The sequence below is a fragment of the Symbiobacterium terraclitae genome (assembly GCF_017874315.1).
GTDB classification, from domain to species: Bacteria; Bacillota; Sulfobacillia; order Symbiobacteriales; family Symbiobacteriaceae; genus Symbiobacterium; species Symbiobacterium terraclitae.
This window is the reverse complement of the sequence record NZ_JAGGLG010000023.1, coordinates 15,132-40,886: the sequence shown is the minus strand read 5'-3', so window position 1 is coordinate 40,886 and position 25,755 is coordinate 15,132. Positions and strand designations below refer to the sequence as shown.

General features: G+C 68.2%; 22 protein-coding genes. 4 read left to right on the top strand and 18 right to left on the bottom strand.

The features are described 5' to 3' along the window. Position 1: 1 nt before the first annotated feature. The 10 genes from mreD to J2Z79_RS12700 form a co-directional block, all read right to left on the bottom strand. Positions 2–517, bottom strand: a complete 516-nt coding sequence (gene mreD, locus J2Z79_RS12745; protein ID WP_209467276.1) for a rod shape-determining protein MreD — start codon at positions 515–517, stop codon at positions 2–4. After that, positions 514–1,374 (bottom strand): rod shape-determining protein MreC, encoded by an 861-nt coding sequence (gene mreC / locus J2Z79_RS12740; RefSeq protein WP_209467275.1) that lies wholly within the window; start codon positions 1,372–1,374, stop codon positions 514–516. The genes mreD and mreC overlap by 4 nt, the downstream gene beginning before the upstream one ends. A 25-nt stretch (positions 1,375–1,399) precedes the next feature. After that, positions 1,400–2,419, bottom strand: a complete 1,020-nt coding sequence (locus J2Z79_RS12735; RefSeq protein WP_209467274.1) for a rod shape-determining protein — start codon at positions 2,417–2,419, stop codon at positions 1,400–1,402. Between the two features lie 48 nt (positions 2,420–2,467). Then, a complete protein-coding gene (radC, locus tag J2Z79_RS12730; protein WP_209467273.1) occupies positions 2,468–3,172 on the bottom strand; it encodes a RadC family protein in 705 nt (234 codons plus the stop codon). Between the two features lie 6 nt (positions 3,173–3,178). After that, a complete protein-coding gene (locus tag J2Z79_RS12725; protein ID WP_209467272.1) occupies positions 3,179–3,772 on the bottom strand; it encodes a Maf family protein in 594 nt (197 codons plus the stop codon). Positions 3,773–3,788: 16 nt separating this feature from the next. After that, positions 3,789–4,022 (bottom strand): DUF4321 domain-containing protein, encoded by a 234-nt coding sequence (locus tag J2Z79_RS18950; protein WP_209467271.1) that lies wholly within the window; start codon positions 4,020–4,022, stop codon positions 3,789–3,791. A gap of 221 nt (positions 4,023–4,243) precedes the next feature. Then, positions 4,244–5,089 (bottom strand): SPOR domain-containing protein, encoded by an 846-nt coding sequence (locus J2Z79_RS12715; protein WP_209467270.1) that lies wholly within the window; start codon positions 5,087–5,089, stop codon positions 4,244–4,246. Positions 5,090–5,201: 112 nt separating this feature from the next. After that, positions 5,202–6,515, bottom strand: a complete 1,314-nt coding sequence (locus J2Z79_RS12710; protein ID WP_245302711.1) for a bifunctional folylpolyglutamate synthase/dihydrofolate synthase — start codon at positions 6,513–6,515, stop codon at positions 5,202–5,204. Between the two features lie 8 nt (positions 6,516–6,523). Continuing rightward, positions 6,524–9,253, bottom strand: coding sequence for a valine--tRNA ligase (locus J2Z79_RS12705; RefSeq protein WP_209467268.1), 2,730 nt, complete (start codon positions 9,251–9,253; stop codon positions 6,524–6,526). Between the two features lie 349 nt (positions 9,254–9,602). Beyond that, complete coding sequence (locus J2Z79_RS12700; protein ID WP_209467267.1) at positions 9,603–10,157, bottom strand: GNAT family N-acetyltransferase; 555 nt, start codon at positions 10,155–10,157, stop codon at positions 9,603–9,605. A gap of 219 nt (positions 10,158–10,376) precedes the next feature. On the opposite strand from J2Z79_RS12700, the gene J2Z79_RS12695 reads away from it, so the two are divergent. After that, positions 10,377–11,285 (top strand): DMT family transporter, encoded by a 909-nt coding sequence (locus J2Z79_RS12695; protein WP_209467266.1) that lies wholly within the window; start codon positions 10,377–10,379, stop codon positions 11,283–11,285. 47 nt (positions 11,286–11,332) lie between these two features. Here the strand turns inward: J2Z79_RS12695 and J2Z79_RS12690 are convergent, their stop codons facing one another. The 7 genes from J2Z79_RS12690 to tig form a co-directional block, all read right to left on the bottom strand. Next, positions 11,333–12,835, bottom strand: a complete 1,503-nt coding sequence (locus tag J2Z79_RS12690; RefSeq protein WP_209467265.1) for a methyl-accepting chemotaxis protein — start codon at positions 12,833–12,835, stop codon at positions 11,333–11,335. A gap of 107 nt (positions 12,836–12,942) precedes the next feature. After that, the gene (locus J2Z79_RS12685; protein ID WP_209467264.1) at positions 12,943–13,629 is read right to left on the bottom strand and encodes a GTP-binding protein; all 687 of its coding nucleotides are present in this window, start codon (positions 13,627–13,629) and stop codon (positions 12,943–12,945) included. Positions 13,630–13,715: 86 nt separating this feature from the next. Continuing rightward, on the bottom strand, positions 13,716–16,124 hold the full coding sequence (lon, locus tag J2Z79_RS12680; protein WP_209467263.1) for an endopeptidase La: 2,409 nt from the start codon (positions 16,122–16,124) through the stop codon (positions 13,716–13,718). Positions 16,125–16,344: 220 nt separating this feature from the next. Continuing rightward, entirely contained in the window at positions 16,345–18,081 is a 1,737-nt protein-coding gene (gene lonB, locus J2Z79_RS12675; protein WP_209467262.1) for an ATP-dependent protease LonB, read from the bottom strand. A gap of 225 nt (positions 18,082–18,306) precedes the next feature. Continuing rightward, positions 18,307–19,581 carry an ATP-dependent Clp protease ATP-binding subunit ClpX gene (gene clpX / locus J2Z79_RS12670; RefSeq protein WP_209467261.1) on the bottom strand — a complete coding sequence of 425 codons (1,275 nt, stop codon included), beginning with the start codon at positions 19,579–19,581 and terminating at the stop codon, positions 18,307–18,309. 17 nt (positions 19,582–19,598) lie between these two features. Continuing rightward, a complete protein-coding gene (locus J2Z79_RS12665; RefSeq protein WP_209467260.1) occupies positions 19,599–20,207 on the bottom strand; it encodes an ATP-dependent Clp protease proteolytic subunit in 609 nt (202 codons plus the stop codon). A gap of 44 nt (positions 20,208–20,251) precedes the next feature. Then, positions 20,252–21,541, bottom strand: a complete 1,290-nt coding sequence (gene tig, locus J2Z79_RS12660) for a trigger factor (protein ID WP_209467259.1) — start codon at positions 21,539–21,541, stop codon at positions 20,252–20,254. A 340-nt stretch (positions 21,542–21,881) separates the two neighbouring features. Here tig and J2Z79_RS12655 point away from each other — a divergent pair, with 340 nt between their 5' ends. Beyond that, positions 21,882–22,889, top strand: coding sequence for a 4Fe-4S dicluster domain-containing protein (locus tag J2Z79_RS12655; RefSeq protein WP_209467258.1), 1,008 nt, complete (start codon positions 21,882–21,884; stop codon positions 22,887–22,889). After that, positions 22,890–23,546 carry a cytochrome b/b6 domain-containing protein gene (locus tag J2Z79_RS12650; protein ID WP_209467257.1) on the top strand — a complete coding sequence of 219 codons (657 nt, stop codon included), beginning with the start codon at positions 22,890–22,892 and terminating at the stop codon, positions 23,544–23,546. Positions 23,547–23,595: 49 nt separating this feature from the next. Here the strand turns inward: J2Z79_RS12650 and J2Z79_RS12645 are convergent, their stop codons facing one another. Further along, a complete protein-coding gene (locus J2Z79_RS12645; RefSeq protein ID WP_209467256.1) occupies positions 23,596–25,281 on the bottom strand; it encodes an FAD-dependent oxidoreductase in 1,686 nt (561 codons plus the stop codon). A 143-nt stretch (positions 25,282–25,424) separates the two neighbouring features. Here J2Z79_RS12645 and J2Z79_RS12640 point away from each other — a divergent pair, with 143 nt between their 5' ends. Beyond that, positions 25,425–25,748: a rhodanese-like domain-containing protein gene (locus tag J2Z79_RS12640; RefSeq protein ID WP_209467255.1), complete on the top strand. Its 324-nt coding sequence runs from the start codon at positions 25,425–25,427 to the stop codon at positions 25,746–25,748. Positions 25,749–25,755: the final 7 nt, after the last annotated feature.

Sequence of the window (25,755 nt, the reverse complement as noted above, 5' to 3'; positions counted from 1 at the left end):
GTCAGCGGCGCCGCAGGACGATGGTGCCGCGGGGATCCGGCTTCAGGTAGTTGTAGCGCCGGTGGATGCGCCAGTAGACGAGCAGGCAGAGCAGCGTGTCGTAGACCAGCGAGCGCAGGAGCGTGCTGCGGAACTCGGCCAGGAAGACTCCGTGTCCGAAGACGAAGAGGAACAGGGCGAGGAACGACTGGCCGAGCAGCGAGCCCAGCACGCCCCCCAGCGCGGCCAGCACCGGGTTGTCTTTGAAGACGTGCGGCTCGATGAGCCCTGCCAGAAAGCCCACCGTGCCCAGGGCCAGTGCGTGGCTGCCGATCAGGATCCCGAGGGTCAGATCAATGAGCAGGCCGCCGGCGAAGCCGGCAGCCAGACCCACCTGCCAGCCGAACAGCAGGCCGCAGGTGACCGCGACAACCAGGACGACGTTGGGGATCACGCCGCCGATCGCCAGGTAGGGGCCCAGCACGGTCTGCACCAGGTAGGCCGCGAGCACGATGCCGGAGAGCGCCCAGTACCTCATGGCGCGTTCGACCCCCTGTCCGCGTTGGACTGGGTGAGGACGACCTGCACCACTTCCAGCTTGTGCACGTCCACCGCAGGGCGGACCCGCGCGTACTTGACGAAGGAGGAGCCGGCCTCCACGCTCTCCACCCAGCCGACGAACAGGTCAGCCGGCAGGATGCCCTGCCCCGAGGTGAAGACGGGCTGCCCCACCTCCACCGACGGGTCGGTCGACCAGAACCGCATGCGCAGGTAGCCGCCGTCGACGGCCTCCAGGAGCCCCTGCTCGCCGTTGGGCAGCTTGGCGCCGGCGCCGAAGCCGGGCTGCCCGAAACCGGCGTCGCTCACCAGCTGGACTGTGGACGTGTACGGGGTGGTGTAGGCGACCTTCCCCACCAGCCCCTGCCAGTTGACCACCGCCATTCCCTGGCGGACGCCGTCGCGGCTGCCCTGGTCGATGATGATCGTCTGGTACCAGTTCTGGCTGGAGCGGCTGATGACCTCGGCCGTCAGCATCGGGTACGGCGTGCGCTCCTTGAGGCCGAGTTCGCTGCGCAGCAGCTGGTTCTCCTGTTCCAGTTGCGCGATGCGAGCCCGGTCCTGCGCCATCGCCTCCACCTGCTGCCGCAGGGAGGCGTTTTCGGCGCGCAGCCGGGTCAGCTCGCGGACGGAATCGGCTATGCCCCGGGCCTGGTCGCCCACCCAGTCGGTGGCGACCTGGAATGGGTACAGCAGCGTAGCGATGCCCTTCTCGATAGGGGTGATCGCCGTTCGCTCGCGCGCGGTCAGGGCCATTACAATAAAGAGCACGACCAGCGCGCCCAGGGCCACGCCGAGGAGGCGTAGGTGCTTACGATACATGGGTGACAGCTTCACGCCCTCCGGGCGGCCGGCGCCTCAGCTAGGAGTTGCGCGCCACCCGCTTTAGAATATCGAGGTTGTCAAGGCACTTCCCGCAGCCCTTCACAACGCAGAGCAGCGGCTCGTCGGCCACGTGGACGGGCATGCCGGTCTCCTTGGAGATCAGGAGGTCCAGCCCCTTCAGGAGCGCCCCGCCGCCGGTCATCACGATGCCGCGGTCCATGATGTCGGCCGCCAGCTCGGGCGGCGTGTTCTCCAGGGTGATCTTGATGGCGTCAAGAATCGTGGAGACGGGCTCGCTCAGCGCCTTGCGGATCTCCTCGGAGGTGACCCGCAGCGTCCTGGGCAGCCCGGTGACGAGGTCGCGCCCGCGGATCTCCATCGACTCCTCCTGACCCGTGGGGTAAGCGGAACCGATGGCCATCTTGATCTCCTCGCCGGTGCGCTCGCCGATCAGCAGGTTGTAGGTGCGCTTCACATATTGGACGATGGCCTCATCCAGCTCGTCGCCGGCCACGCGGATCGACTTGGCCGTGACGAGGCCGCCCAGCGAGATGATGGCCACCTCGGTGGTGCCGCCGCCGATGTCGACCACCATCGATCCGGTGGGCTCCTCGACGGGCAGTCCGGCGCCGATGGCAGCGGCCATGGGCTCCTCGATGACGTGGGCCTCCCGCGCGCCGGCCTGCAGCGCGGCGTCCTGCACGGCCCGCCGCTCCACGCCCGTTACGCCGGAGGGGATGGAGATGATGATCCGCGGGCGGAAGGGCGCCCGGCGGCTGGCGGCCTTGCCGATGAAGTACTTGAGCATCGTCTGGGTGGTGTCGAAGTCGGCGATGACGCCGTCCTTCATCGGCCGGATGGCGACGATGTTGCCGGGGGTGCGGCCCAGCATCTGCTTGGCCTCGAGCCCCACGGCCAGCGGGCTCTTCTGGTCGCGGTCGACCGCGACCACGGAAGGCTCGTCGATCACAATGCCGCGGCCTTTTACGTATACGAGGGTGTTCGCGGTACCGAGGTCGATCCCGATGTCACGTGCGAAAAACTGCCAGAAGGACACCGCACTGTTCCCCTTTCTTCTGCGAGCGGCATGATGAGATCCGGCCTGTTACCCAGTGAGAAGCCCGCGCTCCCGGAAGCTGATGTACCGCCCCTGGCCCACCACCAGGTGGTCCAGCACCTCGATTCCGATCAGGCGGCCCGCCTGCACGAGGCGGCGGGTGATCTCCCGATCCTCCCGGCTGGGCGTGGGGTCGCCGCTGGGGTGGTTGTGGGCGAGAATCACCGCGTGGGCGCTGCGGCGGATGGCGGTCTTAAACACCTCGCGCGGGTGCACGAGGGAGGCAGTCAGCGTTCCCTCAGAAACACATTCGACGGCGATCACGTGGTTCTTGGCCGACAGCAGGATCACGTGAAACTGCTCCCGGGTGAGGTGCGCCATGCGGGGCGCGATGTACTCGTAGACGGCCCTGGGGTTGGACAGGTCCACCTGCTTCAGCGGCGCCGCGCTGGCCCGCAGCCCCAGGTGCAGCCCCGCGAGGATCGTGCAGACCTTGGCCGGGCCCAGCCCCTTCACGAGCTCCTTCTTGTCCACATCCAGCAGATGCAGCAGGGCCCGCAGCCCTCCTCCGGGATACTGCGCCTCACAATGATGCAGCAGATCCCGGGCGACTTCAATGACCGATTGCCCCTTGGAACCCGTTCCCAGCAGGATGGCCAGCAGCTCCACGTCGGAGAGCTGTTCGGGGCCCAGGCGGAGCAGCCGCTCCCGCGGCCGGTCCGCCGCGGGAAGTCTCTTGAGGGATGCGGTCACAGGATCTCAGGTCTCCCTTCTGCGGGCTCCTCCCGTGAAGATGGGATGGCCGAACTGCGACAGCATCTGGACGGTGCGGTACAGGGGAAGCCCGACCACGTTGTAGTAATCGCCGGAGATCCCGGAGATCAGCGCGGCGGCGCGGCCCTGGATGCCGTAGGCCCCGGCCTTGTCCATCGGCTCTCCGGTCGCGACGTACCATTCCACCTGCTCCCGCGTGAGGGAAGCAAACCGGACGACGGTCTCCTCGTGCGCCACCAGCTCGCGGCCGTCGCGGACGACGGCGACACCGGTCAACACCTGGTGGCTGCGCCCCGACAGCCGCTCGAGCATGGCGACCGCGTCCGCCCGGTCGGCCGGCTTGCCCAGCACCTCGCCGTCGACGACGACGATGGTGTCGGCGCCCAGCACGATGCTTCCCGGGCGCCGCCGGGCCACCGCCCGCGCCTTGCGCAGGGCCAGCTGCTCCACGAGGCGCCCGGGCGGGAGCGGCTCCAGGACGTGCTCGTCCACGTCAGGAGCGTCGATGACGAAGGGAATCCCCACCTGGCGGAGCAGCTCCTGCCGGCGGGGCGAAGTCGAGGCCAGGACGATCTGCATCGGCGGACACCCCAGATCAGCGCAGGGCCAGCCACAGGGCCAGGACCAGCCCGATTGCGCCTGCTATCGTTAGCTTGAACGAAATCCCGAAGGTCACCACTAGAAAGTTCAGGTCGAGCGTCGCCGGTGCCATTCCCAGCGGGAGATGGTAGTTCAGGAAGGGCACCTGACCGGCCAGGGCTGCGCCGAGCAGCTGCCCGACCACCGCGCCGATCACGGCCCACATGAAGGCCAACCAACCGCGACTCACGGAACTGCCCCCTTCACCGCCGCGCGGCTTTACATATGACGGATATCGAATAGCCAAAGTTTCGGGGTTTCCCTTCCAGATTCCTTCGTGCGGTGCATGGCCCTGTGCTCAGGATAGCACAGCCGTACCGAATTGGCAATCTCTTCCACAAGTGGTGGCTGGGCGCTCCACGGAGACGCGGAAGGGGGGACCATCCCATGGTGATGGTCCCCCGGGTCATGCTACTCACCCGAGCCGCCCTCGGTGTAGAAGTTGCGGTACTGCTCCAGCAGGCTGACGTAGCCGTTCATCGCCCGCTGGAACTCCTCGCTGCCGGGGCTGGCGGTGGCCGCCACCTCGATGTCCGCAGCGTTCACGGAGGCCACGTCGGCCAGGCCCAGGAACCGGGTGATGGCCGGGCTCTCCTCGGCGGCCGCCAGCTTGGTGGCCAGCCGCCTCATCTCCTGGCCCAGGCTGGCCAGCGCACCGCCGTCGGCCGGCTCACCGGCCGAGCGCTTGGCGAACCAGGCGCCGGCCTCGAACAGGTAGTTGTTCAGGGTGTCGAGACCCGCCTGGAGGTCGGGGTTGACCGAGCCGGTCATCGCCATGACGGCATCGGGGGCGTACGCGACCTCCATGGCGACGGTGAAGGCGTTCTTGGCGACGCCGGTCTCGGCCATGATGGACTGGACCTCAGCCGCCTCCTCGCCCGTCATGAACGGGCCGGCGTAGACCTTCACGAGCCCCTGCTCGTTGCGCGGGGTGGTCGCCGCAACCAGATCTTGCTTCGCCAGCTCCTGGACGAACTGGCGGGCGGCCCCCTCAGAGCGGAACGCGCCGACCTGGACGAAGTGGACCTGGAACGTCTGGGCCATCCGGGTAGTCGGCACCGGCGCTTCGGGCAGGCTCGTCACGTCCTCCATCCCCGGCACCGGTTCCATGGCGGCGGGCTTCTCCTCGCCCAGGAGGTTCCCCAGGACGCCGCCGAGCTGCCAGGCACCCACCACGGCCAGCACGACGGCCAGGATAAACACGCCGCCCCACCGGTCATTCGTTTTCCTCTGCACGGATCGACCAAACCGATGCATGGTGTCCCCTCCCGCTTGGGTGGTTCGCCCGCCGGTGGAGCTTACGGTTCGGGGCGGCCCATGGTGTCGGCCCCTGACCGCTCGCCTGTGCGGGTCGTTTTCCCCACCATGCCTATGCGGGGGGGAGGGCTTGTATAACCTGCCTGCGGACAAGAATGCGCCGGGCCGGTCCCACCGTGTAGAAGGAGCCGGTGACCACCAACAGGTCGTCCGGGCCGGCCGCCGCCAGGGCGGCCGGAAGCGCCTCGGCGATCGCGGGGACGACCCGGGCAGAGCGGCCCAGCCCGGCGCAGACGCCGGCCAGCTCCTCCGCCGGCAGGGCGCGGGGGCTCTCCGGCGCGACGGCCCAGATCTGCTCCGCCAGCGGGAGCAGCGGCGCCACGGTCCGCTCCACGTCCTTGTCGGCCAGGACGCCCAGCAGCAGGTGGACGCGCCGGCCCGGGAAGACGTCCCGGACCGCCCGGGCGAGGGCGGCGCACTTGGCCGGGTTGTGCGCCCCGTCCAGCAGCACCAGCCGCCCGCCGGGCGCCCGCACCAGCTCCATCCGGCCCGGCCAGACCACCTCGGCCAGCCCGCTCCGGATCGCGCCCTCGTCCACGTCCAGCAGCTCCAGCAGCCGCAGGGCCACTGCGGCGTTGGCCGCCTGGTGCGCCCCCAGCAGGCTGAGGCGGACGTCCCGGTACCAGCCGCGCGCCCCGCGCAGGTCCACCACCTGGCCGTCCGGGCCGGTCGTCACGACCCGGCTGTCCTCGGGCGTCACCCGGATCAGCGGTGCGCCCTGCTCCCGGGCCACCCGCTCGATCACCGCGAGGGCGCCGGGGTGGTCGGTGCCGGTTACGCACGGGACCCCGGGACGGATGATCCCGGCCTTGTCCCAGGCGATCGCCTCGTGGGTGTCGCCCAGCCACCGGGTGTGGTCGAGCGCGACGTTGGTGATGGCCGTGGCGGCAACCCGCTCCACCGCGGTGGTGGCGTCGAACCGGCCGCCCATGCCCGCCTCCAGCACCAGGTCGTCCACGCCCTGATCGGCGAACCAGGCCAGCGCCATGGCGGTGATGACCTCGAACTCGGTCGGCGAGTCCTCACCGCCGGCCGACAGCGCCTTCGCGTGGGGGGCGATGGCCGCTGCCAGGCGGCCCACCTCGTCCTCCGCGATCTCGGCCCGGTTCAGCTGCATCCGCTCGGTAAACCGCTCCAGGGGAGGCGAGGTGAAGAGGCCGACCCGGCGCCCGGAGGCCCTCAGGCCCGCCTCCACCATCGCCGCCACCGAGCCCTTGCCGCTGGTACCGGTGATGTGCACCACCCGCCCGACCCGGCGTTCGGGCCGCCCGAGCCGTTCCAGCAGGGCAGCCGTCCGCTCCAGGCCAGGCTTCATCCCGAAGCGCTGCAGCCCCGCCAGAAAGGCCAGGGCCGCAGCGTAAGTCATGTCGTTCTTCATTGCAGCTTGCGCAGCATCTCCAGGCGGGCCTCCAGGGCGCCCTTCTTCTCGGCCAGGGCGGCCGCCTCCTCGCGGGTCTTGGCGATGACCTCCGGCCGCGCCTTGGCCAGGAAGCCCTCGTTCGCCAGCTTGCCCAGGAGCTTGGTCAGGTCGGCCTCGGTGGTCTTCAGCTCCTTGCTGATGCGCTCGATCTCCTTGTCGACGTCGATCAGCCCGCCGACGGGCACGTAGACCTCGGCGCCGGCGAGCACAGCCGTGGCGGCGTTCTGCGGCTTGGCGTCCGCCACCGGCTGGATCGTCAGCTCCGCCGTCTTGCCCAGGCTCTCGATGAAGGCCCGCCCCTCCTCGAGCACCGACAGGGCCTGGTCGGAGGTGGCCATGACGATGGCGTTGATCTTCGTGTGTTCGCCCAGGCGGAACTCGGCCCGGATGGAGCGCAGGGCCCGGATGGTGTCGATGATCAGCCCCATGCGGCCCGCCGCCTCGGCGTCGTCCCAGCCGCCCAGCGGGGTCGGGTAGCCCGTGACGGAGATGGAGGGCGGCAGTTCGCTCCGGCCGGCCTGGCGGGCGATCTCCGGGGCGATCTCGACGGGCTGCGACTGCGCCGGCAGCCGCTGCCAGATCGCCTCGGTGATATACGGCATGAACGGGTGGAGCAGCCGCAGCGTGGCCTCGAGCACCAGGGCAAGGGTCTCCTGCGCCGCCGCCCGGGTCGGATCCTCCTGGTTGTAGAGGCGGGGCTTCACCAGTTCGATATACCAGTCGCAGAACTCGCTCCAGATGAAGTCGTAGATCGTGCGGGCCGCCTCGCCGTACTGGTACTCCGCCAGCAGGGCGTTCACCGCCCTCGCCGCCTCGTTGAAGCGGTGGCGGATCCAGCGGTCAGCCAGGTCGTACTGCAGGTCGGCGTCCTCGGCGGGCTCCCAGTCGGCCAGGTTCATCAGCACGAACCGGCTGGCGTTCCAGAGCTTGTTGGCGAAGTTGCGGGCGTTCTCCACCCGCTCGGTCTGGAAGCGGATGTCGTTGCCCGGGCTGGAGCCGGTGACCAGCATGAACCGCAGCGCGTCGGTGCCGTACTGGTTGATCACGTCGATCGGGTCGACGCCGTTGCCCAGCGACTTGGACATCTTCCGCCCCTGGGCGTCGCGCACGAGGCCGTGCAGTACCACGGTGTGGAACGGGATCTTGCCCGTCAGCTCCAGGCTGCTGAAGATCATGCGGGCGACCCAGAAGAAGAGGATGTCGTAGCCGGTGACCAGCACGTCGGTCGGGAAGAAGTAGCCGAGGTCCCTGGTCTCGTCGGGCCAGCCCAGCGTGGAGAAGGGCCAGAGGGCCGACGAGAACCAGGTGTCCAGCGCGTCCTCGTCCTGGCGGATGTTCGCCAACCCGCACTTCTCGCACTGCGTCGGGTCGGTTTCGGCCACGGTGAGGTGGCCGCAGTCGTCGCAGTACCAGACGGGAATGCGGTGGCCCCACCAGATCTGCCGGGAAATGCACCAGTCCTGGATATTCTCCATCCAGTGCAGGTAGACCTTGGTGAAGCGCTCGGGCACGATCTTGATCTGCCCGGACTCCACGGCCTTCGCGGCGGGCTCGGCCAGCGGCTTCATCTTCACGTACCACTGCCGGGAGATCAGCGGCTCGATGACGGTGCCGCAGCGGGCGCAGCAGCCCACGGCGTGCTTGTGGTCCTCGACCTTGACCAGCCAGCCCTCGGCCTCGGCGTCGGCCACGATGCGCTTCCGGCACTCGTAGCGGTCGAGCCCGGCGTACTTGCCCGCGGCCTCGGTCATCTCGCCCCTCGGGCCGATGACCTGCGGCATCTCCAGGTTGTGGCGCAGGCCGATCTCGAAGTCGTTGGGGTCGTGGAACGGCGTGATCTTCACGCAACCCGTGCCGAACTCCTTGTCGACGTAGCTGTCGGCGATGATCGGGATCTCCCGCCCGGTGGCCGGATGGCGCAGCATCTTGCCCACCAGGTGCTTGTAGCGCTCGTCCTCGGGGTTGACGGCCACGGCCGTGTCGCCCAGCATCGTCTCCGGCCGCGTGGTGGCGATGACGATGTCGCCCGTTCCGTCGGCCAGCGGGTAGCGGAAGTGCCACATGTGGCCGTCCCGCTCCTCGTAGTCCACCTCGATGTCCGAGAGCGCCGTCTGGTCCTTGGGGCACCAGTGGGTAATGCGGGTGCCCTGGTAGATGAGCCCCTTCTTGTAGAGCTGCACGAAGAAGGCTCGCACGGCCCGGGAGAGCCGCTCGTCCATTGTGAAGGCCTCGCGGTCCCAGTCCACCGACACGCCCAGCTTGCGCAGCTGGCTGGTGATGGTGGCGTGGTACCGCTCCTTCCAGTCCCAGACCTTCGCGACGAAGGCCTCGCGCCCCAGCTCGTGGCGGGTGGGCCCGCCGGACTTGCGCAGGTCCTCCTCCACCCGGATCTGGGTGGCCAGCCCGGCGTGGTCGGTACCTGGCAGGTAGAGCGTGGGATGGCCCTGCATCCGCTTCCAGCGGATCAGGATGTCGATCATCGTGTTGTTGAGGGCATGGCCCAGGTGCAGCGTGCCGGTGACGTTGGGCGGCGGGATCACGATGGTGTAGGGCTGGCGGCCCTCGATCACGGGCGCGTGGTAGAAGCCGCCGTCCATCCAGTATTGGTAGTACTCGTCCTCGACCTGCTTGGGGTCATACCGCGGCGGCAGCTCGGCTGTGCCCAGTTTCTGCTCCTCCGACATCCGGATCCTCCCTCCTCAGAATCAAAGCCCCGGCCTCGTCCCATAAGGACGAGCCGGGGCTCGCGGTACCACCTTATTTCCCCCGCGCACGGGGGCACTCTCTCGCTGTAACGGGCTTGACCCGGCATCCCTTGAGCGGGCCCGAAAGCGCGGCGCCCGGTTCGGGGATGCGGCTTCGACGGCGACTTCGCCGGCGCCTGACCCGGGAACCCTTTCACCCGGCGGGGCTCCCTCGCTGAGGGCGGTGTGCCGGTTACTCCTCCGCTTCCACGCCTCTGGCAATGATGGATATGCAATGATGATATGCCGGGCTTGCCCGGTTGTCAACACTGCCGCCTTCCCGGCCCGCTCAGCTGGCGCGGCCGCTCTTCCGGTGGCTCTGCCAGCGGTGGCGCGTCAGCCGCATGAGCAGCACCGGCGCCGGGTCGTTCCGGCGGCGGCTCGGCCTGAGCACGCCAGCCGGCTGGAAGCCCAGCCGGTCATACAGGGCGATGGCCCGCCCGTTGTTCGCGAACACGCGCAGGTATACCTCATCCAGCGCCATGGGGCCAAAAGCCTCGTCGAGGGCGCGGGTCATGGCCGTCGTGCCGATCCCCTGCCCCCACAGTTCCCGCTCGCCGACGCATATCCGCACTTCCGCCGAACGCGTCCGGTGGTTCACCTGGGCCAGCTCCACCTCGCCGACCGGCTGCTCCCCGCGCTCGATGATCCATATGCGATAGGAGCGCATCCGCCGCTGGGCGCTGAACCACTCTGCAGGGCTGGTGTTCTCGAACCGCCTGCCCATCAGGGCGGCGATAACCGGATCTTCGTCCCAGCGGAGCAGCAGCTCCAGGTCTCCCTGCTCGACCGGCCGCAGCCGCACCGAGGACGGACCCGTCAAATAGTCGTCCGTCGTTGCCATCGCTGTTCTAGCACGCCCTTGCTGTCTAGACTGTTTATCTCGTAACGGGCTGTGTTTTCGACGGACGACGGCGGGCTACCTTCAGGGAAAATGTGCGAGCGGCGCCGCTGTAAGCCGCGCCGGCAATGGACGCAGGCCGCGTCATTTGCTAGGATTAACGATATTAACTATGACACTGTGGGAGTGACCGGGTTGCGGATCCGCACTTGGCAGGCAGACTTGGCTCTGCTGGCAGTGACCGCCGTGTGGGGTGCCACGTTCCCCCTCGTCAAGAACGCCACCGACCTGGCGGAGGGCGGCGTTCCCACCTACTGGTTCCTCGCGGTGCGCTTCCTGATGGCCGCGGCGCTGCTGGGGGCGCTCTTCCGCCGGCGCCTGATCGGGCGGCCGGCCGCCACCTGGCGGGCCGGTGCGCTGCTGGGCGCCTTCGTCTTCGCCGGATACGCGTTCCAGACCTTCGGCCTCGCCTACACCACCAGCGCGAAGGCAGCGTTCATCACCGGGCTTTCGGTCGTGATCGTGCCCGTGCTCTCGGTGGTCTGGCTACGGCGGCCGCCGTCGCCGGGGGCCTGGCTCGGCGTGGGCACCGCCCTGGCCGGCCTCGCTCTGCTCTCCCTGAACGACGACCTGCTGCCCACCCGCGGCGACCTGCTGGTGCTGATGGGCGCCCTGGGCTTCGGCCTGCACGTGGCCGGCGTGAGCCGCTTCGCCGGCCGGCACGACCCCACCGCGCTGGCGGTGATCCAGCTGGGGACCGCGGGCGTGATGGCGGGCGCGTTGCACCTGTGGGAGCGGGGCACCGTCGGCCCGGGCGTGGAGGGCGTACTCTGGTGGGGACCGCCCGCCCACGTCGCGGCTGCGACCGTCATCTGCGGCCTGCTGGCCACCGCTGCGGCCTTCCTCCTCCAGAACCTCCTCCAGCCCTACACCACCGCGACGCACACCGCGCTGATCTTCGCCGCCGAACCCGTCTGGGGCGCCATCTTCGCCTACCTGCTGGCCGGGGAGACGCTGGAGCCCCGGGGTTACGTGGGGGCCGCACTGATCGTCGCCGGCATGCTGCTGGCGGAGCTGCCCATCGGGCGCAGGAATCAGCCGAAGCCGCTGGAGGCGGCTGAGCAAAAATAGCGTGCGGGGGGCTTCCGCCCCCCGCCGGTTTTTATCCAGTTTCGTGCTTAGAAGCGGAACTGCTCCGCCTGCCGGCGCAGGCCGTTGGCCATGTCTGCCGCCTGCTTGGCCAGGCCCGCCAGCCGCTCGACAGCGGACTGGACCTGGACGGAGGAGGCCGCCATCGCCTCCGTGGCGCTGTAGCTCGTCTGGGCGTGCGCCTCGACGTCGCTGATCATGTTGGTGACCGCCCGGGCGCTGGCCAGCATCTGCTCGGCGGTCGCGGCGTTCTCCTCCGCGATTGCCGACAGCTGTACGGTGGCGTTGACCACATCCTGGCTGGCCGCCGCGATCTCCTCGGAAGCGGCCGAGATGGACTGCGCCTCGGCCAGCGTCTCGGCCACGGCAGCGAGGATGCGCTCCAGGGCCGCCCCCGCCTCTTCCGAGAGCTTGACGCCCCGCTCCACCTCCTCGGTACCCGCCTCCATGGCGCCGACCACGTCGGCTGCGCTCTGCCGCAGCCCCTCGACCCGGCCGGCGATCTCGGCGGCGGCCGTCCGCACCCGCTCGGCCAGGCGGCGCACCTCGCCGGCGACGACGGCGAAGCCCTTGCCGTGTTCGCCGACGCGGGCGGCCTCGATGGCCGCGTTCAGCGCCAGCAGGTCGGTCTGGCCGGCGATCTCCGTGATCAGCTGCAGGATCTCGTCAACCTGGTGCAGCGACTGGCTCAGTTCCCGGACCTGGTTGGAGGCGTCCAGCACGCGGGTGCGCACCTGGTTCATGCCCTCCTGCGACAGCCGGACCGCCTGGCCGCCATGCTCGGCGGCCTCCCGGGTCCGGCCGGCCGCCTCGGCGACGACGCCGGCGCTCTCCGCCACCTGCTCGATCGCCTGCGCCATCTGCCGGACGGTGGAAGCCGCGCGGTCGACCTCCTCGGCCTGCGACTGGGCGGCCGCGGCCACCTGGCTGGCGGCGTCCTCCACCTCGCGGATCGCCCGGGCCCCGTCGGCCGCCTGGCGCGCCTGCTGCTCGGCGATCGCCCGCACGGACTCGATCTGCCTGGCTGCGGACTCGGTGGCCTCGCCGGTCTCCCGGGCGCTCGCGTCGAGCCCGCCGGCCGCCCTGTCGAGATCGGAGGCCGTCTGGGCGATGGTGCGCACCATCCCCGCCAACTGCGTGGCCATTGTGTTGAACGCGGCGGTGGCCTGCCCCACCTCGTCCCGGCTCGCAACCCGGAGGGAGGTGACGGACAGGTCGCCTGCGGCCACGCGGTTCATCGCCTGCTGAAGCCGCTTCAGCGGCTGCACGACCACCCAGGCGAACAGGAGCGAAGCGAGGATGACCACCACGAAGACCGGAACCATGACCAAGGCAAAGGCGGTCAGGAGTTCGGACTGCAGCAGGCTCAGCTGGTCCGCGCTCAGCCCCGCCGCCCCAGCCGTGTTCCGCAGCCGCTCGCTGGCCACGTAGGTCACCAGGCCAACCGGGAGAAACGCCCAGGTGACCAGCGTGGCGACCGTCCGGGGACCGAAGTTCCACTGCAGCGGATTCAGCAGGTGAGACAGGCGCATGTTATTCCCCTCCGCGCATAATCCGGTTGGCGGATTACAGTACAGCCACAATGTAGCATAAAGGAGTCATGCAAGGGAATACTTTCGGTGGATAATCAGTACAGTCCCTACTGTTTCATCTTTTCGATGATCCAGCGCCATACTTCTTCCCGGCCGGCACCGGTCTCTGCGGAGAAGACGATGAGCGGCTCCGCCCCCGGATCCAGGGCGAGGTCCTGGGCGATCACCTTCAGGTGTCGCGGCCACAGCGGGCGCCCGACCTTGTCGGCCTTGGTGGCGACGCAGAGCGCCGTCCTGCCGTGGTGGCGCAGCCACTCGCGCATCGCGACGTCGTCCTTGCTGGGCGGATGCCGCAGGTCGACGACCTGGACGACCCCGCGGAGGGTCTCCCGCTTCAGCAGGTAGTTCTCGATCAGCTGGCCCCACTGCCGCCGCTGCGCCTCCGAGACCCGGGCGAAGCCGTAGCCCGGCATGTCCACCAGGTAGAACGCGCCCGCCTTCAGCGCAGCCTCCCGGGCGGTGCCGGTGAGGGCGAACCGGTCCGGGCCGGGCGGACGGGGAACGGCCTCCCCGAACCGCGGCTTCCCCTCCGGCCAGATGCGGTAGTAGTTCAGCGTCTGCGTGCGCCCCGGCGTGTTGGATGTCCGGGCCAGCTTGCGGTTCTGCACCAGCGCGTTGATCAGCGACGACTTGCCCACGTTGGACCGGCCCACCAGGGCGAGCTCGGGCAGCCCGTCGCCGGGCAACTGAGCCGGCGACGCGACGCTCAGGACGAACTCGGCGAAAACGGCCAATATACCCCTCCTCGACGGCCGCCGGGCAGGTGCCCGACAGGCAGGAATCGACGGGAGGAACCAGGCGGTTCCTCCCGTCCTGAACGTCAGACCACCGGACTGGCGGGATGCGAGCCCTCCACCCCCAGCGGGTCGGGCGGCGGGAGAATCTGGTCGTCGCTCTCCTTCGCCTCCAGCAGGGCCACCCGCAGCACCTCGTCCATGTGGTCGACCAGGTGCACCTGCAGCTTCTTCCGGACGTTGCCGGGAACCTCCTCCAGGTCCTTCTCGTTCTCGCGTGGCAGGATGATCTGCGTGATCCCGGCCCGGTGGGCGCCGAGCAGCTTCTCCTTCACGCCGCCGATCGGCAGCACCCGCCCCCGGAGGGTGATCTCGCCCGTCATCGCCACGTCGGCCCGCACCGGCCGGTGGGTCAGGGCGGAGACGACGGCCGTGGCCATGGCGATCCCGGCGGACGGCCCCTCCTTGGGCACCGCGCCCTCGGGCACGTGGATGTGGATGTCGTACTTGGAGTGGAAGTCCTCCTCCAGCCCAAGGTCGCGGGCGCGGCTCCGAATGTAGGAGAGGCCGGCCTGCGCCGACTCCTTCATCACCTCGCCCAGCTTGCCGGTGAGGATGAGGGAGCCCTTGCCCTTCATGAGCGAGACCTCGATGGGCAGGATGTCGCCGCCCACCTCGGTGTAGACCATGCCGGTGGCCACGCCCACCTGGTCCTCCTTGGCCCGCTTGCCCCACTGGTACCGGGGCGCACCCAGGTAGGTGTGCAGGTTCTGCGTGGTGACCCGCACCGCCTCCGCGTTGCCGGTGGCGATCTCCCGGGCCGCCTTGCGGCAGATGGTCGCCAGCTGCCGCTCCAGGTTGCGGACGCCGGCCTCCCGGGTGTGCTCCCGCACGATGCTGCGCAGGACGTTCTCCGAGACCTCCAGGTTCGCCTCGCTCAGCCCGTGGTCCCGCCGCTGCTTGGGCAGCAGGTGCCGCTTGGCGATCTCCACCTTCTCGTCCTCGGTGTAGCCCGAGAGGGAGATCAGCTCCATGCGGTCCAGGAGCGGCCGCGGGATGTTCCACACCACGTTGGCCGTGGTGATGAAGAGCACGCCGGAGAGGTCGAAGGGCGCCTCGAGGTAGTGGTCCACGAAGGCGTGGTTCTGCTCGGGGTCCAGCACCTCCAGCAGAGCGGACGCGGGGTCGCCCCGGAAGTCGGAGGACATCTTGTCGATCTCGTCCAGCAGGAAGACGGGGTTCTTGGAGCCGGCCTGGCGCATGCCCTGGATGATGCGGCCGGGCAGGGCGCCCACGTACGTCCGCCGGTGCCCCCGGATCTCGGCCTCATCCCGCACGCCGCCGAGGGACATGCGCACGAACTTCCGGCCCAGCGCGTTGGCCACGCTCTTGGCCAGCGAGGTCTTGCCCACGCCGGGCGGGCCGGCCAGGCAGAGGATGGGCCCCTTCATCTTGGAGACGAGTTTGCGCACGGCCAGGTACTCGAGAATGCGGTCCTTGGGCTTCTTCAGGCCGTAGTGCTCGCTCTCGAGGATCTCCTCCGCCCGCTTGAGGTCCACCTGGTCCTCGGTGGTGGTGGACCACGGCAGGCTGGTGATCCAGTCGAGGTAGTTGCGGACCACGACGGCCTCCGCGGCCATCGGGGGCATCTTCTCGAGCCGGTCGACCTCGCGCAGGGCCTTCTCCTTCACCTCGTCGGGCAGGCCCAGCTCCTCGATCTTCTGGCGGAAGATCTCGGCCTCGGTCCCCTTGTCGTCGCGCTCGCCAAGCTCCTTCTGGATGGCCTTGATCTGCTCGCGCAGGTAGTACTCGCGCTGCGTCTTCTCCATCTGCTTGCGGACGCGCACGTTGATCTTCCGCTCGAGGTCCAGGACCTCCATCTCGCGCGTCAGGATGTCGGAGACGCGCTCGAGCCGTTCCACCACGTCGAAGGCCTCGAGGACCGCCTGCTTGTCCTTCAGCTCCAGATTGGCCAGGTAGGCCACAACCGTGTCGGCAAGCCGGCCGGGCTCCTCCACCTGCACCGCCGTGATCAGCGACTCAGGCGGAACCTTCTTCGAAGACTTGATATACCGCTCGTACTGGTTGATCACCATACGCATGAGGGCCTCGGCCTCGGCGCTCCGGGTCACCTCATCCGGCACCTCGACCACGGCCACCCGCATGTAGGGCTCCTCAGAGACGTAATGGTCGATCCGCGCCCGGGACACGCCCTCAAACACGACCTTGAACGTACCGCCGGGGACCCGGACCACCTGCTTGATCTCGACAACCGTGCCCACCAGGTAGATGTCATCGGGCCCGGGCGTTTCGTTCTTGGCATCCTTCTGCATGGCGAGAACCATACGCCGGCCCTCGTTCATCGCCTGCTCGACGGCCCGCATGGACTTCTCGCGGCCAACCTCCAGCGGGACGATCATGGTCGGGAAGACGATCTGCCCCTTCAGCGGCAGGAGCGGCAAGTTCAGCAACTGCTCCGAACGTTTCCTGGCCACCGGTCTCACCTCCTGGCAGTACCTTGCGTTCCGATTCTACCATATCCACCCGCACCAGCCACCCGATTTCCTCCGGCGAGCAGTTGCACGTGTTACATTAAGACGTTCGGAATCTCTGGGAGGTGCGCCTCAAGCGGGTGGAAGTCGAACGGGAGATAGCTTTCGCACGCGCAATACCGAGTATGCGGGGCGAGGACGGGGCTGCCCCCGCCCCGCCGGTCTACCGCTCGCCGCCCGAGAGCGAGACCGCCGGCTGCGGCAGGGGCAGTTCGAACACGGGAGCCGGCCTGGACTCCGTTCGGACCTCCGCCTCTTGCTCCGCGGACAGCACGGGCTCCTCCTGGATGTCGAAGGCCATGGCGAAGACCTCGTCCAGGCACGACACCGGCACCACGGTGAGGCCGGGCAGGTCGGCAAACGCCTCCTGCCAGTTCTCCTGCGGGATCAGCACCCGGGTGCACCCGGCCTGGCGGGCCGCCTCCACCTTGGCGACGACGCCGCCCACGGGCTTCACGAGCCCCCGGATGGAGACCTCGCCCGTCATCGCCGTGCGGTTGTCGACCGGCCGGCCGGTGAAAGCGCTGTAGATCGCCGCTGCGATGGCCACGCCGGCGCTGGGGCCGTCGACGGGAACGCCGCCGGGGAAGTTCACGTGGATGTCGTAGTCGCGCGGGTCGACGTCCAGGTACTGCTTCAGGACCGTGAGCACGTTCTCCACCGAACCCTTGGCCATGGACTTGCGGCGCATGGTGCGGCCGTAGCCGCCCAGCTCCTCCTCGTCCACCACGCCCGTCACCGTCACCACGCCCTGTCCGGGCGCCTTGGCCGGGCGCACGTCCGCCTCCAGCTCCAGCAGGTGGCCCATGTTGGGGCCGCTCACCGCCAGGCCGTTCACGCAGCCCACCAGCGGCTTGCTGGGCACGCGCCGGTCGGGGCGGGGCTGCAGCTGGCCCGAGTTAATCACCCACTCCACCTCGGCGCGGGGGATGGTCCGCCGGGAGGTGCCCGAGAGCACGCCGGCCGCGATCTGCACGATGTTGACCGCCTCCCGGCCGTTGGTCGCGTACCGCTTGATCACCTCCTCGGCGCCGGGCTCCAGCTCGAAGCCGATCTTCGCGGCCGCGCGCCGGGCCACCTGGGCCACCTCGTCGGGCAGGAGCGGCCGGAAGAAGATCTCCATGCAGCGAGACCGGATGGCGGCCGGGATCTCGTGGGGCAGGCGTGTGGTCGCCCCCACCAGGCGGAAGTCCGCCGGCAGGCCGTTCTCGAAGATGTCCTTGATGTGCGACGGGATGTTGGGATCTTCGGGGCTGTAGTAGGCAGATTCCAGGTGAACCTTGCGGTCCTCCAGCACCTTGAGGAGCTTGTTCAGCTGCACGGGGTGGAGCTCGCCGATCTCGTCGAGGAAGAGCACGCCGCCGTGGGCCCGGGTGACCGCCCCAGGCTTGGGCTGCGGGATGCCGGCCACGCCCAGCGGCCCCGCCCCCTGGTAGATGGGGTCGTGCACGGAACCGATCAGCGGGTCGGCGATGCCCCGCTCATCGAAGCGGGCCGTCGTGGCATCCAGCTCCACGAAGGCCGCGTCGCGCTTGAAGGGAGAGGCCGGGTTCCGCTTGGCCTCCTCGAGCACCAAGCGCGCGGCCGCCGTCTTGCCCACCCCAGGCGGGCCGTAGATGATGACGTGCTGGGGGTTGGGCCCGCACAGCGCCGCCCGCAGCGCCTTCAGCCCCTCCTGCTGACCGACGATCTCGTCGAAGCTGGTGGGGCGGATGCGCTCCGACAACGGCTCCGTGAGGCTGATGGCCCGCAGCCGCCGCAGTTTGTCCATCTCCTTGCGGGACTCGCGCTCCACCGCGAGCCGGTTCCCCTGCTGGCTCCGGAGCAGGTTCCAGAAGTAGAGGCCGATCACGATGGCGAAGAGCACGTGAATGAGGGTCAGAATGCTGCCCAGGGCCATGCTGCGAATCCCTCCTCCAACGCCGTGTTGACACGTTCACCCGCGCCATGCTGCGCGCTTGCGCTGCTGCTTCGGATAGTATGCCGCCGCTGGATAGGCTCAAATGCTGGATGAACGTTCCGCACTTGAAGGAGATTCGCTGTAGGCATGGGAATCGGTCGGGGCTCGGGCCAGCAAAAGGCCCCGGTGGTCGCATGGACCACCGGGGCGCTCGTCTTGCGGGCGTCAGGCGGATTCTTCCTTCTTGGTGCGCCGGGCCTTGCCCTCCGTGGTCGTCACGAGGAGCGGCTCCTCCTTCTTCAGCACCACGTCCTTGGTGATGATGCACTTGGTGACGTCGGTGCGGGAGGGAACCTCGTACATCACGTCCGTCATGATGTCCTCGATGATCGCCCGGAGGCCGCGGGCACCGGTGTTCCGGCGCATCGCCTCAGAGGCGATCGCCCGGATGGCGTCCTCCTTGAACTCCAGATCGATGTTATCCATCTGCAGGAGCTTCTGGTACTGCTTCACCAGGGCGTTCTTGGGCTCCCGGAGGATGCGCACCAGGGCGTCCTCATCCAGCGCGTCCAGCGTGACGATGACCGGCAGGCGGCCGACGAACTCCGGGATCAGCCCGAACTTCAGGAGGTCCTCCGGCAGGATCTGCTTGAGCAGCTCGCCGACGTTCTGCTCCTTCTTCGAGCGGATCTCGGCGCCGAAGCCCAGGCCGCGCCGGCCGACGCGGCTGGCGATGATCTTGTCGATGCCGTCGAAGGCGCCGCCGCAGATGAAGAGGATGTTGGTCGTGTTGATCTGGATGAACTCCTGGTGCGGATGCTTCCGGCCGCCCTGCGGGGGCACGGAGGCGATGGTTCCCTCCAGGATCTTGAGCAGGGCCTGCTGCACGCCCTCACCCGAAACGTCGCGGGTGATGGACGGGTTCTCGGACTTGCGGGCGATCTTATCGACCTCGTCGATATAGACGATGCCGCGCTCCGCCTTCTCGATGTCGTAGTCGGCCGCCTGGATCAGCTTGAGCAGGATGTTCTCCACATCCTCGCCGACGTAGCCGGCCTCGGTGAGCGAGGTCGCATCCGCGATGGCGAAGGGAACGTTCAGGATCTTGGCCAGGGTCTGGGCCAGCAGGGTCTTGCCGGAACCCGTGGGACCAAGCATGACGATGTTGGACTTCTGGAGTTCAACGTCGTCCATTTTGTTCCCCAGGTTGATGCGCTTGTAGTGGTTGTAGACGGCCACCGCCAGCGTGCGCTTGGCGCGTTCCTGGCCGATCACGTACTGATCGAGGACCGCCTTGATCTCGGCTGGCTTCGGCACGTCCTTGAGTTCGAAGTCGACCTCTTCACTGAGCTCCTCTTCAATGATCTCGTTGCAGAGCTCAATGCATTCGTCGCAGATATAAACACCCGGTCCTGCGACAAGCCTCTTCACCTGGTCCTGAAACTTGCCGCAGAACGAGCACTTCAGTTGGCCCTTGTCCTCACCGGTGAACTTGAACATTCCCCCACCCCTCTTCGTTAGCGTGCGGAGCGGCTCGCCTTATCCCTGGGGTGCAGCACCTCGTCGACCAAGCCGTAATCCTTCGCCTCCTCGGCAGACATCCAGCGGTCGCGCTCGGTGTCTGCCAGGATCCGCTCCACGGACTGACCGGTGTGCTTGGCGAGGATCTCCGCCATGATGCGCTTGGTCTTGATAGCCTCCCGCGCGGTGATCTCAATGTCGGTAACCTGTCCGCCCACCCCTTCGAGGTGGGGCTGGTGGATCATCACCCGTCCGTTGGGCAAGGCATAGCGCTTGCCCGTCCCGGCCGCCAGGAGCAGGGCGCCCATGGAGGCCGCCATCCCCACGACAGTTGTATTCACCGGCGACTTGATGTGCTGCATCGCGTCGTAGATGCCCAGGCCGGCGCTCACCGAACCGCCGGGCGAGTTGATGTAGAGGTTGATCTCCTTGTCGGGGTCATCGCTTTCCAGGAAGAGGAGTTGTGCGATGACCACGTTCGCCACCTGATCATCGATCGGCGTCCCGAGGAAGATGATGCGGTCTTTCAGCAGCCGGCTGTAGATGTCGTAGGAGCGCTCACCGCGGTTGGTCTGCTCGATGACGTACGGAATCAGGTAGCTCATAGTCTAACCTCCTCCACCCGTCAATTATTCCGGAACTGGCCGGATCAGGCAGCGGTGTTAAGCGCTACCAGGTGCTCAACTGCCTTCTGGGCCAGCAGGTCCTCGCGCATGCGGGCCCGGTAGCCGGCGTTCTTGCGGAGCCGCTCGATATCGGCCTTCTGCCTCGGATACATGGCCAGCAGCCGGTCGAACTCGGCCTCGATCTCGGCCTCGGAGACCGTCAGCCCCTCGCGCTTCGCCACGGCGGCCAGCACGAGATCGGTCTTGACGGCCTGCTCCGCCCGGGGCCCGAACTCCTTGTGCAGGTCCTCGTGGGTCTTGCCCGTCACCCGGTGCCACATCTCGAGGGTGAAGCCCTGCTGGGCCAGTTGGTGCTCGAAGTCGTGGATCATGTCGTGCACCTTGTCGCTGACCATGACCTCAGGCACTTCCACCGCGGCGTCGTTGGTGACGGCCTCAACGATCTTGTTGCGGAACTCGCGCTCGGCGTTCTGCTGCGCGGCCTCAGTGAGACGATTCTTGATATCGCCCCGAAGTTCCTCCACGGTCTTGAACGGGCTGACCTGCTGCGCGAACTCGTCGTTCAGCTCGGGCAGCTCCTTCTTCTTGACCTCCTGCACCGTCACCTTGAAGACGGCCGGCTTGCCGGCGAGGTGCTCGGCGTGGTACTCCTCGGGGAACGTGACGTTCACGTCGCGGGTCTCGCCGGCCTTGGCGCCCAGCAGCCCCTCCTCGAAGCCGGGAATGAAGGTGCCGGAGCCGATCTCGAGGGTGTAGCCCTCGCCCTTGCCGCCCTCGAAGGGCTCGCCGTCGATGAAGCCCTCGAAGTCGATGACGACGAAGCTGCCGTTCACGACCTCGCCCGCCTCGTCGGTGACGAGGGTGGCCAGGCGCTCGCGCAGCGCATTCAGCTGCTCCTCGACCTGCTCGTCGGCCACCTCGGGCACGGTCTTCTCAATGCCAAAGCCAGACAGCCGGCCGAGCGTAACCTCGGGAAGCACCTGCACCTTCCCCTTGAAGATGAAGGGCCGGCCCTCTTCTGCCTGTACCAGTTCAATCTCAGGCTGGGCGATGGGCTCCACCTGCCCCTGCTCCACCGCCTGGCCATAGGCCCGGGGGAGAAGCTGCTCCACCGCTTCCTGGACAAGCGCCTCCTTGCCGTACATGCGCTCAAAGATCGCCCGCGGCGCCTTGCCCCGGCGGAAACCGGGAATGGTCACCTGCTGGTTCATCTTCCTGAACGCAGCCTCGATCGACTTGGAGAACTCCGAGGCATCCACCTCTACTTCAAACTGCATCCAGTTTTTCTCCAACTTGTCCCAGGTAGCCTTCATCTGGTCTCCCCCTTGATCGTTCAGTATATGGCCGGAACGGGCTGGCCATATACGTTCATCCAGCCAGGTTACACGGCTGCAACTTGGGTATTATACCACGCCCAGGGCACAGGGACAACGAACCGTCCAACCTATAAGACGCACCGCGGGGAAGACGAGGTTCGGCGGGGCGCCGCCGGGCGGCGCTGGTGGACGACGGCCCGACGCCGGCGTAGCACTTTCGTGCCAAATCTGTACAGTCCGGTCCCGGGCGGATTGCAGCCCTGCGGCGAAGGAGGGTAGACTTGGCCTGATGATACCCATACGGGTATTGGTATCAAAGACGCGAGGAGGAATTCGGATGGCAGCCTTATCACGGCGAAGCTTCCTCAGGCGCTCCGTGACAGCCGGCGCGGTGGGCGCCGGCCTCCTGTACGGCCTGCCCGCCAGGGCTGGTTCAGCGGGGGCGGGGACGGTTCCCTTGGGGTCGGTCATCGATCTCACCCGCTGCGATGGCTGCAGGGGCGAGGAGGTGCCCCGCTGCGTCGCGGCCTGCCGGGCCAGAAACGTAGGGCGGTTCCCCGAGCCGCGGCAGCCCATCATGGATTATTGGCCCCAGAAGAAGCACGAGGACTGGTCTCGGCAGCGCGGGGTGATCAACCGGCTCACCCCTTACAACTGGACCTATGTGGAAACGGTAACCGTGGAGGTGGACGGCGAGACGCAGGAGGTATCCGTGCCGCGCAGGTGCATGCACTGCGAGAACCCCACCTGCATGAACCTCTGCCCGTTTTCCGCCGTTGAGCAGCATGCTTCCGGACTGGTGGAAATCCATCAGTCCTCCTGCATGGGCGGCGCCAAGTGCCGCGACGTGTGCCCCTGGGGCATTCCGCAGCGGCAGGCCGGGGTTGGCCCCTACCTCAGCATCGCGCCCCAGTACGTCGGAGGCGGAGCCATGTACAAGTGCGACGGCTGCGCAGACCTGGTGGAGGCCGGTGAGCCGCCGGCGTGCGCTGCGGCCTGCCCGCGCGGAGCCATCACCTTCGGCCCCCGGGAGGAGATGCGGGCACTGGCCCACCGCAGGGCGGAGGAGATCGGCGGCTACATCTACGGTGAGACCGAAAACGGAGGCACCTCTACTTATTATGTATCTAAGGTTCCGTTCGAGCTGATCGACGCGGCCATCCGCAAGCGCAAGGCTGAGGAGAACGACACCCGACCCGGTCGTCCAGGCATGCCGGTGGGCGTGGGTAACATGCTGGATACCCCGGCCGGCCTCGCCCTCTCCATGCTCATCGCACCGGTCGCCGGCGTGGCAGCCGCGGTGGCCGGCGCGGCCCGGGTGATGACGAAGGGAGGTGACGCGTAGATGGCCAGGCGGCCTCAAGTGCGGCGGCACACCCTCTCCGACCGCGTGGTTCACTGGGGCGTGGCGCTCTCCATCTTCCTGCTGATCTTCAGCGGCATCGGCCAGATGCCCATGTACAAGCGCTACAAGGTAGCGGACCTGCCGGGCATGGCGTGGTCGGCCGACTACGGCACCACGCTGCGCCTGCACTACATCGGTGCGGCCATCCTGATCGGCGTGGCCGCCTACCATATCCTCTTCAACCTGCGCACGGGGAGGCTCGGCCTTCTGCCTCGGCGGGGCGACCTGAAGGAGTCAGTCCAGATCATCGCCGCCATGCTTACCGGCAGACCCGAGCCGCCCTCCGGCAAGTTTCTGGCCGAGCAGCGGCTGGCCTACGCCTTTATTGCCGGGACGACGCTCCTTCTGATCCTCACTGGCCTTGTCAAAGTCATCAAGAACCTGCCGGGCGTCACACTCCCGTATGTGCTCCTCAAGTGGAACACCGCCCTGCACAACATCGGCACTGGGCTGATCATCCTGGGGATCGCGGCCCACCTGGCAGCCTTCCTCCTCCGCCCTAACCGACCGCTGGTCAAGTCGATCTTCACCGGCACCGTCGATGCGGAGTACGCCCGGCACCGGCACCCGCTCTGGAACCCGCCGCCGGCCGAATAGCAGCAGACCGGCCCCCCGCCTGGGGGCCGGTCTGCCTTGTGGTGCGAGCCTAGCCCTGCGTCAGCTGCTGCATCCGAACCGCCTCGGCGGCCGGGAACAGCGCATAGCCGCCGGTGAGGCTGGATACGCTGAACCCCCGCTGCATCAGCATCCGGGCGGCCACGTAGGCCGTCGCACCCGTGCGGTCGTAGACCACGGTCTCCCGCGCCGGGTCCAACTCGCCGATGCGGCGGCGCAGCTCATCCACCGGGATGTTCACGGCGCCGGGCACGGCGCCCATGTCGAACTCGTATGGGTTCCGCACGTCGACCACCTGCAGGCCCTCGCCGGCCTCCAGCCGCTCCAGCAGCCGGTCGGGTGTGATGGTGCGCAGCGTTCCCCGCCGGATGTTCTGCGCCACCATGCCCGCGACGACCGCCGGGTCCTTGGCCGACCCGAACGGGGGCGCGTAGGCCAGGTCCAGGTTGGCCAGCTGCTCCACGGTCATCCCGCCCAGGATGGCCGTCGCGTACACGTCGGTCCGCTTGTCGACACCGGCCTCGCCCACGACCTGGGCGCCGAGCACCCGTCCCGTCCCCTCCTCCACCACCAGCTTGGTGAGCAGTTCATGTACGCCAGGGTAGTAATCGGCGTGGTCGCCGGAGAGGGTGTAGCTGGTGTAGACCTGCAGGCCTTCCCGCCGGGCCGCCTTCTCCGAGAGCCCGGTGGTCGCGGCCACCACACTGCCCGCCCGCACGATCGCGGTTCCGATCGCCCCCGGGAACGTGAGCGAGTCGCCCGCGGCGTTGGCGCCGGCCACCCGGCCCTGCTTGTTGGCCGGACCCGCCAGGGGAATGAGGGCAGGCCGGCCTGTGACCAGGTGGACCGTCTCCACGGCGTCGCCGGCGGCGTAGATCGCAGGGTCGCTGGTCTGCATGCGCTCGTTCACCTGGATGCCGCCCGTCGGCCCGATGGCGAGGCCGGCCTCCCGGGCGAGGCGGGTGTCGGGCCGGACGCCAAGGCCCAGGACGAAGAGGTCGCCCTCGACGGTCCGCCCGCTCTCCAGCCGGACGGCCGTCGCCCGCTCGGCGCCCTCGAAGGCGGCGATGCCGTCGCCGGTGATCACCTCGACCCCCATCTGTTCCAGGGTGGACTGCACAAACGCCGCCATCTCCGGGTCCAGCGGCGGCAGCACCTGGTCGGCCTTCTCCACCAGCGTGACGCCGAGGCCCAGGTTCACCAGGTTCTCCACCATCTCCAGCCCGATGAAGCCCGCGCCCACCACCACGGCCCGGGAGGCCTGCCGCTCCTCCACGAACGCCCGGATGGCCACGGCATCCGGCACGGTGCGGACCATAAAGACGTTGGGCAGGTCGATGCCCGGCAGGGGCGGCCGGATCGGGATCGACCCCGGGGCCAGGATCAGGGCCGTGTACGTCTCCGTGCTGACCGCGCCTGTCTCGAGGTTCCGCACCGCTACCGCCTTCGCAGCCCGATCGATGGCGAGGACCTCGTGGTTCACCCGCACATCCACACCGAAGCGGGCGCGGAAGCTCTCGGGCGTCTGCAGCAGCAGAGCCGACCGGTCGCCGATCTCACCGCCCACGTAATATGGCAGCCCGCAGTTGGCGAACGAGATGTAGGGGCCCTTCTCGAACAGGACGATCTCGGCGTGCTCGTCGGTGCGCCGGGCACGGGCCGCGGCCGTGGCCCCGCCCGCCACCCCGCCGACGATCACGATCTTGCGCTGGGACATGGATTACTCCCCCTTGGCTGCAAGTACGTTCCCTTATACTACACCATACCCGGTAAGGTATTTCAACCCCCTTGCGTTACCGATACCGGTAGGGGTATTATGGAGTGCGTAGAGCGCATCATGAGCGTGAGGAGCGATGGCGGATGTTTGGATTCAGACCGAAGATGGCCTCAATCACCACAGCCGAGCTGCAGGCCCGCCTCGAGCGGGGGGAGAAGCCGACGATCATCGACGTGCGGGAGCCCTGGGAGTACGCGGAGGGGCACGTACCCGGTGCGGTGCTGAAGCCGCTGGGGCAGATCCGCACCTGGGCGGCCGAGCTGAACAGGGACGACGAGATCCTGGTGATCTGCCGCACCGCAAGCCGATCGGCGATGGCCTGCCAGTACCTGAGCCGCCTGGGCTTCACCAACGTGAAGAACGTCGAGGGCGGCATGGTGGCCTGGCGGGGAAAGGTGGCCCGCTAGCGCGGGA

Coding starts and splice junctions, on each gene's coding strand:
- lonB (WP_209467262.1), bottom strand. CDS start 18,081: ATGGCCCTGGGCAGCATTCTGACCCTCATTCACGTGCTCTTCGCCATC.
- J2Z79_RS12725 (WP_209467272.1), bottom strand. CDS start 3,772: ATGCAGATCGTCCTGGCCTCGACTTCGCCCCGCCGGCAGGAGCTGCTC.
- J2Z79_RS12640 (WP_209467255.1), top strand. CDS start 25,425: ATGTTTGGATTCAGACCGAAGATGGCCTCAATCACCACAGCCGAGCTG.
- tig (WP_209467259.1), bottom strand. CDS start 21,541: ATGAAGGCTACCTGGGACAAGTTGGAGAAAAACTGGATGCAGTTTGAA.
- J2Z79_RS12690 (WP_209467265.1), bottom strand. CDS start 12,835: ATGCGCCTGTCTCACCTGCTGAATCCGCTGCAGTGGAACTTCGGTCCC.
- J2Z79_RS12650 (WP_209467257.1), top strand. CDS start 22,890: ATGGCCAGGCGGCCTCAAGTGCGGCGGCACACCCTCTCCGACCGCGTG.
- J2Z79_RS12665 (WP_209467260.1), bottom strand. CDS start 20,207: ATGAGCTACCTGATTCCGTACGTCATCGAGCAGACCAACCGCGGTGAG.
- J2Z79_RS12700 (WP_209467267.1), bottom strand. CDS start 10,157: ATGGCAACGACGGACGACTATTTGACGGGTCCGTCCTCGGTGCGGCTG.
- clpX (WP_209467261.1), bottom strand. CDS start 19,581: ATGTTCAAGTTCACCGGTGAGGACAAGGGCCAACTGAAGTGCTCGTTC.
- J2Z79_RS12655 (WP_209467258.1), top strand. CDS start 21,882: ATGGCAGCCTTATCACGGCGAAGCTTCCTCAGGCGCTCCGTGACAGCC.
- J2Z79_RS12715 (WP_209467270.1), bottom strand. CDS start 5,089: ATGCATCGGTTTGGTCGATCCGTGCAGAGGAAAACGAATGACCGGTGG.
- mreD (WP_209467276.1), bottom strand. CDS start 517: ATGAGGTACTGGGCGCTCTCCGGCATCGTGCTCGCGGCCTACCTGGTG.
- J2Z79_RS12710 (WP_245302711.1), bottom strand. CDS start 6,515: ATGACTTACGCTGCGGCCCTGGCCTTTCTGGCGGGGCTGCAGCGCTTC.
- J2Z79_RS12705 (WP_209467268.1), bottom strand. CDS start 9,253: ATGTCGGAGGAGCAGAAACTGGGCACAGCCGAGCTGCCGCCGCGGTAT.
- J2Z79_RS12645 (WP_209467256.1), bottom strand. CDS start 25,281: ATGTCCCAGCGCAAGATCGTGATCGTCGGCGGGGTGGCGGGCGGGGCC.